An 11,069-nucleotide genomic window follows, 5' to 3' on the forward strand; every position below is an offset into this window, starting at 1 on the left:
CCTCCCTCCCAGTAGCGGAGATTGTGGCGGCATTCGAAACCGGCACGGGCGAAAGAAGAAACCTCATACCGAAAATAGCCATGCTTTTTCATCTCTTCGTTGATACCGCGGTACATGGCGGCCATCAGGTCGTTATCGGGGAGGCGGAGATTGCCGGCGGTGACTTTCTGCTCCAGCGGAGTGCCTTTCTCGACAGTCAACTGGTAGTACGAAATATGGGGCGGCTCAAGAGCGATTACCTGATTCAAATCATCGGAGAGTAATTTCGCCGACTGCCGCGGCAGGCCGAAAATCATATCGACGCCGAAATTGGCGAAACCGAGGGCGCGGGCAAGATATACCGCCCGAAAAGAATCCTCAAGTTTATGTTTGCGGTCGAGAGTCTTGAGAAGGCGCAAGTTGAAACTCTGAATTCCGAATATAGGGCGATTCACTCCCAGTTTTTGAAGGAATAGTAATTTTTCGCTGTCGAGCGATTCGGGATTTATTTCGAAAGAGAATTCGAGGTCGCGGGAAAGCCGGAAATATTTATTGATGTCATCAAGAAGGTCGCGAAGGAATTGGAAACTGGCAAGGGAGGGGGTGCCGCCGCCGATGTAAATCGTATCCAATAAGCGAGATTCGGTGGGAATATCATATGCCGCCAGGCGCAATTCGGTCCGAAGAGCTTCGAGATAAATCTGCTCCTGCTCGGTATGATAAGTGGTCTTATAGAAATCGCAGTAGCCGCAGAGGTTGGCGCAGAAAGGGAAATGGATATAAAGCGATAGCGACATGCTCAGAGCGCGGCAAAAAGGCGCTCCCAGCGGGTCTTGGAGGGGAAATTACTTATAAAGTAAAATCCCATCTGAACGACGGAATGGATGTAGGGGAAACTCCATTTAGGCGATTTCGGGTCGGGAACCCAGGACCAGTAAACAAAGAGGGCTTTGCCGCGGATTTTGTCTTTGGGCAAAAATCCCCAGAAGCGGCTGTCCTGGCTTTCATCACGATTATCCCCGAGGACAAAATATTCGCCGGCGGGAACCTGGATAGGCCCGAAATTATCGCGGAACGATAACTGCATCGGAAGAATTTTCGGGTCACTGTTTTTCATATGGGGGTAGATTTCCGCCAGACGGTTATCCACGTAAATCACCTTGTCGACGACTTCCACCGTCTGCCCCGGAAGAGCCACGATTCTTTTGATATACTCTTTGGTCGGATTGAGGGGGGACTGGAATACCACAATATCCCCCTCTTTAGGCGAGCCGAAAGAGTATGCCAGTTTGTTGACAAAGATATAATCGCCCTCAAAGAGAGTATCTTCCATGGATGACGAATCGACACGGTAGGCGGAGACGACAAAGAGGCGGAGGAAGATAGCGGCGCCCAGCGAGATGAGAATCACCTCGAAATATTCGCGCCAGAGCGGTTTTTTCTTGCGCTGGCGCAGCGGCGGGGCAGTCGTCACCGGCGGCGTATCGATTTGCTGAAATTCTTTTAGCAGGAAGTCGTTATCCATACGATATCTCTATCGGACAATTTCGGTATTTCTTTAACTCCCTTGAGTTTCAAGGGATAAGGTAAGGGGGAAGGGGGCGGAGGTCAATCATTTCCTGGGTGAAATGATCTGAGTCAGGAAGGGATCTTAGACACCGCTGAAAGAGACCGTCAGGTCTCGCCTCGACTGGCGTCGAGCCTAAGACCTGACGGAACGGTCGCAAGATTTATGGAACGTCGGAACCTACTCAAAGGGCGAAATCACCTTTCCCCTTGTGCCCTCGGTGCCCCACCCCTTGGGGTGGGTTCTTACAAGATGATTGCACTATGAGCATCTCACCGCAAGTCGCCGCAGCGACCAGGACGGTGGGGCACCAAGTGATGTCGTCAGGTCACGCCTCCCGTTTGAAACAGGAGCCTAAGACCTGACGAAACCAAGACTCCGCAAAATTATTAAGGTACACCTTTCCGCTTGTGCAACGTTCCTCTCTCCCGTAAATTGCCAATTCAACCATAATTCAGGAGCGAGAATGGCGGAGCAATATATATTTACGATGCTGGGGCTGAATAAATTCTACGGGCAAAAACAGGTGCTCAAAGATATCTACCTCTCGTTTTTCCCGGGGGCGAAAATCGGAATTGTCGGAGAGAACGGTTCCGGCAAATCGACAGTGCTTCGGATAATGGCCGGGCTCGATGATGAATTCAAAGGGAAAGCAGAGATAATCGGCAACTACCGGGCCGGGATAGTGCTTCAGGAACCAATTCTGGATGACAAACTGACAGTTCGTCAGACTCTGGAGCAGGCGTTTTCCGAGACGATGGCGCAATTGAAGGAATACAATGCGCTGACAGAAAAATTAGCCGAGCCGCTCTCGGATGAGGAGATGCAAAAGGCGATGGACCGTATGGGGGAACTTCAGGATAAACTGGATGCCTCGGATGCCTGGAATCTGGACCAGAAGCTGGCAGTGGCGAGCGATGCCCTCTGTCTGCCGGACGACGATAGAGTTGTCGGAACATTGAGCGGCGGGGAGCGCCGCCGTGTGGCGCTCTGCAAGGCGCTTTTGGAGCAGCCCGATTTACTTCTGCTCGATGAGCCGACCAACCATCTCGATGCCGAAACAGTCGATTGGCTGGAAGAGCAGTTACGGGATTACCCCGGGACAGTGATAATTGTGACGCATGACAGATATTTCCTGGACAATATCACCAAGTGGATTCTGGAGCTGGAAAGCGGCCGAGGGATACCGTACGAGGGGAATTATTCCTCCTGGCTGGAGCAGAAATTAGGGAAGTTGGCATCGGATGAGAAGAAAGATTCGCCGCGCGCCAAGGCGCTGGCGCGAGAGTTGGCCTGGATAAAGATGAGCAACAAAGAGCGGCATGAGTTATCGCGGAACCGTCTGATTGAGTACGAGCAGCTGGTAGCGCGGGAGACAGCGGCAGGCAAGGAGGATGGCTCGGTGATTCAGATAGCGCCGGGACCGGAACTGGGAGCGCAGGTGCTGGAGTTCAAGAATGTGGCGAAATCGTACGGGAAAAATCTTCTCTTTTCGGATTTGAGTTTTATCGTGCCGCGCTCGGCAATAGTCGGGCTGGTGGGACCGAACGGGACCGGGAAAACGACTTTATTCAAACTGATTACCGGACAGGAGAAACCGGACAGCGGTGAGGTCAAACTGGGCGCCACAGTGAAGATATCATATGTTGACCAGGAGCGGGGAAGTCTGGCCGGGGATATTCCGCTTCTGGAAGAAGTCGGCGAAGGGAAAGATGAGGTGGTACTGGGGAAACGGGCCGTGCCGCTGCGGCAGTATCTGTCGTGGTTTGGGTTCAAAGGAGCCGACCAGCAGAAAACGGCGGGACAGTTGTCGGGGGGAGAGCGGAACCGGTGTCATCTGGCGAAGGTGCTGAAACTGGGAGGGAATCTGCTTCTCCTGGATGAGCCAACCAATGACCTCGACGTGAATACGCTTCGGATGCTGGAGGAAGCGATTCTGAATTACAACGGCTGTGTGATGGTGATAAGCCATGACCGGTTTTTCCTGAACCGGATTTGCACGCATGTGCTGGTTTTCGAAGGGGAGGGGAAAGTTCGCTTCTTCGAAGGGAATTACCAGGAGTACGAGGAGTGGCACCGGAAGGAGCTGGGTGGGGATTTCATGAAGAACAGGCGGAATAGGTACAGAAAGATAGTGAAGGGGTGAGGGGGGGACGAAAGGGGTTCCTGACACAGCTGTTGAAGGAGTCTACGGGCAGATGTGGACTCCGCTTAAGGCGGAGCCGCGCACGGAATTTGGCTGGTCGCAACGGATAATTATATCGAAACCGCAAGGGTTTCGACCTTCGGTAAGTAGATAATATTCTACGACCTCTTTCCCTACTGATTAATATTCTTCAATAATCGACTAATCAAATCCAGAGTCCGTATTGATATATTGTTGTATATCATTGTCTTATGCTATTTACCGCTTTTGGCATGGGATTTGACATAGTACGGGAGTATGAAATCGGTCTTAATTATAATCGCAATGATTCTGCCGGGTTTGGTAAGCGCCGCGGATAGTTTGACTCTGAATCGAGTCGTAACTGAAGTTCTGGCACATAACGACCGGGTGGCGGCGGCGCGGTTGATGGAGAAATCGGCGCGGGAAAAGGCGGCCTCGGCCGGGGCGTGGAATGACCCGATGCTGATGCTGGGAGTGCAGAACCTTCCGACCTCACTTGATTTCAAAGAGGATATGATGACAATGAAGATGCTGGGCTTAAGCCAGGATATTCCGTACTCCGGATACAAGGGATTGGAGTCGAAAGCGGCGAAGGCAGAAGCGGAAGCGGAGGGGAAAACGCGCGAGGAGGTGGAGCGAGAGATGGTGGTGGCGGCGAGAATGGCTTATTACAACTTCTATTATCAGAATGAGATATTGAAGGAACTGGAAGGCCAACGTCAGATTGCGGAGCAGGTGGCGGAAGCGGCATCGGCGAAACTTCGGAGCAATCAAGGAACGCAGGAGGATTTGCTGGCGGCGCAGTCGGACCTGTGGCGTATCGAAACTGAAATTCTCTCGGCGAAGCAGTTGCTTGATGAAGCCCGCTTCGACCTCAATTCTCTTCGCGGGGCGGATATCAATACCGAAATTGGCACAATAGAATCGCCCGAGTTCGCGATTATCCCGGATAGCGCCGAGACGTGGCTGGCGCAGGCGGAAGAGAATTACCCACCGCTGCGGAGGCTGGCATATCTCTCGGAATCATATCAATTTTCGGCGAAAGCGGCGAACCGGATGCGCTGGCCGATGCTTAATCTTTCCGGCAGTTACGGTTTCCGCGCCGACAGCGAAATGGAAAAGCGAGACAATATGATTGGGGTGCAGGCGACACTATCGCTTCCAATATTTTCGCGCCGTCAGCAAGGAAAAATGTCGGAGTCTATGAAAGCGATGAGCGAGAGTGTCGATTCGGAAGCCCGTCAGTTGCGCAAAGATATCGAGGCGCGGCTTCGTTCATTATTACACCGCGCGCAACGATTGCAGGAATCATTAAGAATCTACCGAGAGATGATAATACCAACTTCGGAGCAGGCGCTCAAGAGCGCCTTTGCGGGATACGCCGCGAACCGCTCGTCATTCCAGACGTTATTGAATTATGCCTCAGCCATCTATCGGGATAAGATAGTGGTGCATCAGATTGCGAATGAGCTGGCGTCCACAATGGCCGAGGCAGAGAAATATTTTGTGGAGGTGGGGGGTGAACGATGAGAAAAGATTCTTATGGATCGGAACCGCGGGTTTTCCAACACAAGTTCTGGATTCCGACCAGGTCGGACACCTGACGGCGCAATAAAAATACATCAGAATATCAGATTGAGAAATGAAATTGGAAAGATAGAGGTCTATTATGGCAGATAAAGAACACTATGACATATTTGAAGAGGAGCCGCTTCCGGAAGGGGAAGAGACGGCGCCACCATACACCCACACCATGGCGATTGTACGGTGGGGGATATTAGGAGCGCTATCGGTATTCGCGGTGGTGATGCTTTTGGGATTTTTGGGTCTGTCGCCCTGGGCCGGAAGTGAGGCGAAAGCGGCGCAGTACCATTGCCCGATGCATCCGACCTATATCAGCAATCAACCGGGGGACTGCCCGATTTGCGGGATGAGCCTGGTGCCAATCAATGCCGAAGGGAAAGAGATTGCCGAAGAGCATAAAGGGGAGACGTCTGCTGCGGTCGGCGACAGCGCCGCTGTTTTCAAGGCAAAGCCGGGACAGTACTACTGCTGGATGGACCCGGAGGTTGTTTCCGATACGCCGGGGAAGTGCCCGGTATGCGGAATGAATCTTGAGATAATGCCGGATACGCCGCCGCAGTTCACCTGCCCGATGCATCCGGAAGTAATATCGAATGCGCCCGGTGATTGCCCTAAGTGTGGAATGTATATGGAGAAGATCGATGCCGGCGCCGGGCATGAGGGACACCAGATGTCGGGTGACGAGGGCAACGTTCCGGGGTTAGTCTCGGTTACGATAGAGCCGAAGAGACTTCATCTGATAGGAATCAAGACCGCCAATGCGGAACGGACAAGTCTGGGTGGCGGACTGAAACTGGTCGGATATGTTGCGCCGGATGAAACCAGGCTGGCGCGAATAAACGTCCGCGCCGGCGGCTGGGTGCAGCAATTATATGTCAATCAGGAAGGGCAGTTTGTCAAAGAGGGGGAGATTCTTCTTACGATATACAGCCAGGACCTCTTTTCAGCCGGGCAGGATTATATTGCCTCACGGGAGATGGTGAATAAAGCGGGAAATGATACATCACTGGCGCGGATTCGCCGGCAGGTTATGAATGCCGCCCGCGACCGGCTGCGGTTATTGGGATTATCCGATGATGAGATAGGACAGATTGAGAAGTCGTCATCACCGCTGTCCGAGATAGCGCTTCGCTCGCCCTTTTCCGGATATGTGATGGAGAAAAATGTAGTACAGGGGGCATATGTTTCACCTGAGCAAACCTTGCTGACAATTGCCGACCTGAGCCGAATCTGGGTAATAGCGGATGTTTTCGAGAGCGATTTTTCGCGGATTCGGGTGGGACAGAAAGGGAGATTGCAGCTGGCGGCATATCCGGATAAAGAGTTTGCGGGCCGGATTAGTTTCATATATCCCTCGGTTTCGTCCACGACACGGACTCTGAAAGTGCGGATGGAGTTTGAGAATTCAGGGATGACACTTAAACCCGGTATGTATGGTGATGTTCAATTGTCCGATGGCGCCAGTATGGCGCTGACCGTTCCGGCCGATGCCGTTATCGACGCCGGCGAGATGCAGTATTCCTTTGTGGTTCACAATCAAACACACTTCGAACCGCGGATGCTCAAAGTCGGAAGGCGTTCCGATGACCGGGTGGAGATTCTGGAAGGATTGCATGAGGGGGAAGAGGTTGTAACCAGCGCCAATTTCCTGATAGATTCGGAGAGCCGTTTGCAGGCGGCGATATCCGGAATGGGGGCGGCGCAGGCCGGCGGGCATGAAGGGCACGGGAAATGAACGGAAGGAGTAGTTTAAATCGGCGTCAGTTCTCGCCCCGACGGGAGTCGGGATTAGGAACTGACGCAACTGGAGAAGTTATCAGATGATTCGCGGTATAATAGATTTCTGCGCGCGCAATATTGCTGTGGTGATTATCGGGACTCTCTTCGCCGTCGCCGGCGCGATATATTCTATCAATAATATTGCTCTCGATGCTATCCCCGACCTCTCCGATGCCCAGGTGATTGTTTTTACCGAATGGATGGGGCGAAGTCCCGACCTGGTTGAAGACCAGGTGACCTACCCGATTGTATCATCGCTACTGTCGGCGCCGGGGGTCACCGATGTGCGGGGGTATTCGATGTTCGGGATGTCGTTTGTCTATGTGATTTTTAAAGAGGGGACTGATATCTACTGGGCGCGCAGCCGGGTGCTGGAATTCATGAAGCAGATTGAAAACCGTTTACCCTCCGGTGTCTCGCCGACTCTGGGACCGGATGCCACCTCGGTCGGTTGGGTTTTTCAGTACGCGCTGGTCGATACCTCCGGCAAGAATGACCTCGCCGACATTCGCACCTTCCAGGACTTCAACTTACGATATGCGTTATCGTCGGTGCCGGGAGTTGCTGAAGTTGCCAGTATCGGCGGGTTTCAGAAACAGTATCAGGTTGAAGTTGACCCGGAGAGACTTCGCGCCTATGGGCTCTCCATTCAGGATGTCACTCGCGCAGTCCGGAGAAGCAACAATGATGTCGGCGGGCGGGTGGTGGAAATGTCGGGCCGTGAGTATTTTGTCCGCGGCCGGGGATATATTAATGACCTGGAGTCGATACGGAGAATAAGCCTGGGGAATAGCCCCTCCGGTACGCCGATTTATCTTACACAGGTAGCGAAGGTTTCGTACGGTCCCGATATCCGTCGCGGAGCAGGCGACCTGGATGGTATCGGAGAAGCGGTCGGCGGGATTGTCATAATGCGGTACGGCGAGAATGCTCTCGATGTAATCAACCGCGTTAAAAAGAAAGTGGATGAGATAAAACCGTCGTTTCCGGAAGGCATTGAGTTCAAGGTGGTTTACGACCGCAGCAGTCTGATTAATCGCGCCATTCATACTTTGAGAAACAGTCTTCTGGAGGAAGGAATCGTGGTGGCAGCGGTTATTATTATTTTTCTGCTTCATTTCGGAAGTTCGCTGGTGCCGATTATTGTGCTTCCGGTGGCGGTGGCGCTGGCTTTTATCCCAATGCATATTCTGGGAATTAATTCCAACATTATGAGCCTCGGCGGAATCGCCATAGCCATCGGGGCGATGGTTGATGCCAGCATTGTGCTGGTGGAGAACGCCCATAAGCGCCTGGAAAAGGCAGGCAGCAAAGCCGACCGAAAGGAAGTCATCATAGCGGCGATAAAAGAAGTCGGTCCCTCGATATTCTATGCCCTTCTGATAATCACGATTGCCTTCCTGCCTATTTTCGCTCTGACCGGTCAGGCGGGACGGCTTTTCAAGCCGCTGGCGTACACCAAAACATTTGCCATGTTCTTTGCGGCGATTGTCGCCATAACGTTAGCGCCGGCGCTGATGACCCTCTTTATCAGAGGGAAAATCAGGCATGAATCGGAACATCCGATATCGAAATTCCTGATTAAGTTATATAAACCGTTCGTTTTTGTAGCGCTCCGGAATCCGAGATCGACTATCGCTATCGGGCTGGTGGCAATTGCTGCCACGATTCCGATGATTCCCAAAATCGGCTCCGAGTTTATGCCGCCGCTCAATGAAGGGGATGTGCTGTATATGCCCACCACCTTCCCCAATATTTCTATCGAACAGGCAAAGCAGTATATGCAGTACCAGGACCGGGTGATAAAATCATTCCCGGAGGTAGTTTCAGTTTATGGCAAAGCGGGGCGCGCCGAAACCGCCACCGACCCGGCGCCATTGAGCATGCTGGAGACAGTTGTGCAACTTAAGCCGCGGGAAGAGTGGCGCAAAATACCGCAGGAGAGATGGTACTCGGGATGGGCGCCGGAATTTTTGAAGAAGATTTTCCGTCCGCTCTGGCCCGACAAGAGAACAATCTCCTGGGAGGAATTAATGGCGGAATTCGACAAGGCGATGCAGTTTCCCGGGTGGACCAATGCCTGGACGATGCCTATCAAAACTCGTATCGATATGCTCTCCACCGGTATCAGGACGCCTATTGGCGTGAAGATTTTCGGAAGCGACCTCAATGTTATCGAAGGTATCGGATTGGAACTGGAAAAGGCGCTCTCGAAAATCCCCGGGACGAGGTCGGTCTACTCTGACCGCAACACCGGCGGCTTCTATATCGATATTATTCCTGACCGGGATGCCCTGGCGCGATACGGTTTGACTATTGGTGATATCAACGACGTCATCGAGACTGCTATCGGAGGAATGCCGATAGAGACAACGATTGAAGGCCGAAATCGCTTCACCATCAATGTGCGGTATCCGCGCGACCTGAGGCAGAATATAGAGCGTCTGCGCGAGGTGCTGGTGCCATTGCCGTCCCCGAAAGGGGAGAATACCGGGGCGGCAATGCCGGGGATGGGGTATGAGGGTTTCACTGAATCGCCGCTGCTGGCGAGCAATAATATTGATGACGGATACCGGGTCTGGGCGCAGATGGGGGATATGAACAAGGCGGGAGGCAGCCGACGGGGCGGACCCCCGACCGGCAATGTGGGAACCATGTCGGCGCCATCAATGACCGGCTCGACTTCGATGTCAGCCGGGAATGTCGGTTCCCCTTTTCAGATTCCGGAAGGAGCGCCGGCAATTCCGCTGGGGCAGATCGCCGATATAAAAGTGGTCACCGGACCGCCTATGATAAAAGACGAGGATGGAATGCTGGTCGGGTATGTCTATGTCGATATGGACCAGAGTCAGCGGGATATTGGCGGATATGTCGATGAAGCCAAAGAGGTGGTGGCAAAGGAACTTTCTATTCCGGCCGGGTATCATCTCAAATGGACCGGACAATATGAACTTCTGGAAGAGATGGGCCGCAGGATGAAAGTTGTCATACCGCTGACTTTCATACTGGTGATCATACTTCTATATTTCAACTTTCGGAATTTTACGGAAACGCTGATAGTTCTGGCGTCGGTGCCGTTTGCTCTGGTCGGGTCAATCTGGCTGATGTATTTCCTCGGTTACAATTATTCCACGGCGACCCTGGTCGGAATTATCGCGCTGGTTGGATTGGCAACAGAGACCGGCATTGTTATGATACTTTACCTTGACCATGCCTATGAAAAAAGAAAAAGGGCCGGCAAGGTGCGGGATTTGAATGATATTATCTGGGCGCATATGGAGGGGACCGTGATGCGGGTGCGGCCAAAACTGATGACGGTCGGGACAACCATGATAGGGCTGGTGCCGCTTCTCTGGGCGACCGGCACCGGCGCCGATGTCATGAAACGTATCGCCGCCCCGATGGTCGGCGGGCTTATCAGTTCTACTTTTCTGACGCTTGAAATTATTCCGGTAGTATATACTTACTGGAGGTTATGGCAGATAAAAAGAGAAAAGACGCCGACGGCGGCGCCGTGAGACGTCAGGCAACCGGCGGATTAATCTCAGGATAATTATCTGCGAATGAATTTCACCTGTTTTGAAAGACAATCGCTGACCTGCTTGCGATAATCGCGCAATGTCGGGAATTGCTCCGGCGAAACCTGACAGGAACGAACCTCCTGCCGAATGATTGAATTCAGACCGTTCTCGGCCTTAAGGTGCCGTGTTGAGGCATCACAGAAATCTGAGTTGACCCTGCAATCAGGCGGCAGGGCAAGTGAATCAAAAGCGAAACTGGATTCCCAGGTTACCCCGACCGAATCCTCGACTGTCCAGGAATACCCCAGCGAAATTGTCGTTATCCTTTTATCAAGATTTATCTCCTCGACCAGTCCCAGAGTGTTGAAAATATCGGGTTGGAGAAAATAGATGGAGCCGATACGGTTTAAGGAACGGAGTCGTACTCCCGACACCTTGAAAATAAGCGGTTTTTCTCTCTCTTTCTGATTCT

Annotated in this window: 7 protein-coding genes; 4 read left to right on the plus strand and 3 right to left on the minus strand. The window is 52.6% G+C overall.

The features are described 5' to 3' along the window. Positions 1-776: radical SAM family heme chaperone HemW (gene hemW / locus AB1690_12580; protein ID MEW6016138.1), on the minus strand; the 776-nt coding region annotated here is incomplete at its 3' end. A 2-nt stretch (positions 777-778) separates the two neighbouring features. Next, positions 779-1,504: a signal peptidase I gene (gene lepB, locus AB1690_12585; protein ID MEW6016139.1), complete on the minus strand. Its 726-nt coding sequence runs from the start codon at positions 1,502-1,504 to the stop codon at positions 779-781. A gap of 508 nt (positions 1,505-2,012) precedes the next feature. Here lepB and ettA point away from each other — a divergent pair. The 4 genes from ettA to AB1690_12605 all read left to right on the plus strand — a co-directional run bounded on the left by ettA (position 2,013) and on the right by AB1690_12605 (position 10,594). Further along, positions 2,013-3,692 carry an energy-dependent translational throttle protein EttA gene (gene ettA / locus AB1690_12590; GenBank protein MEW6016140.1) on the plus strand — a complete coding sequence of 560 codons (1,680 nt, stop codon included), beginning with the start codon at positions 2,013-2,015 and terminating at the stop codon, positions 3,690-3,692. Positions 3,693-3,989: 297 nt separating this feature from the next. Further along, positions 3,990-5,243, plus strand: coding sequence for a TolC family protein (locus AB1690_12595; protein ID MEW6016141.1), 1,254 nt, complete (start codon positions 3,990-3,992; stop codon positions 5,241-5,243). Positions 5,244-5,382: 139 nt separating this feature from the next. After that, positions 5,383-7,032 carry an efflux RND transporter periplasmic adaptor subunit gene (locus tag AB1690_12600; GenBank protein MEW6016142.1) on the plus strand — a complete coding sequence of 550 codons (1,650 nt, stop codon included), beginning with the start codon at positions 5,383-5,385 and terminating at the stop codon, positions 7,030-7,032. A gap of 85 nt (positions 7,033-7,117) precedes the next feature. After that, positions 7,118-10,594, plus strand: coding sequence for an efflux RND transporter permease subunit (locus tag AB1690_12605; protein MEW6016143.1), 3,477 nt, complete (start codon positions 7,118-7,120; stop codon positions 10,592-10,594). Between the two features lie 35 nt (positions 10,595-10,629). Here AB1690_12605 and AB1690_12610 read toward each other — a convergent pair. Continuing rightward, positions 10,630-11,069, minus strand: a 440-nt coding sequence (locus AB1690_12610) for a hypothetical protein (GenBank protein ID MEW6016144.1), incomplete at its 5' end; no start/stop codon positions are given.

It is taken from the genome of Candidatus Zixiibacteriota bacterium (genome assembly GCA_040753495.1).
Classification (GTDB): domain Bacteria; phylum Zixibacteria; class MSB-5A5; order GN15; family PGXB01; genus DYGG01.

Coding starts and splice junctions, on each gene's coding strand:
- lepB (MEW6016139.1), bottom strand. CDS start 1,504: ATGGATAACGACTTCCTGCTAAAAGAATTTCAGCAAATCGATACGCCG.
- ettA (MEW6016140.1), top strand. CDS start 2,013: ATGGCGGAGCAATATATATTTACGATGCTGGGGCTGAATAAATTCTAC.
- AB1690_12595 (MEW6016141.1), top strand. CDS start 3,990: ATGAAATCGGTCTTAATTATAATCGCAATGATTCTGCCGGGTTTGGTA.
- AB1690_12600 (MEW6016142.1), top strand. CDS start 5,383: ATGGCAGATAAAGAACACTATGACATATTTGAAGAGGAGCCGCTTCCG.
- AB1690_12605 (MEW6016143.1), top strand. CDS start 7,118: ATGATTCGCGGTATAATAGATTTCTGCGCGCGCAATATTGCTGTGGTG.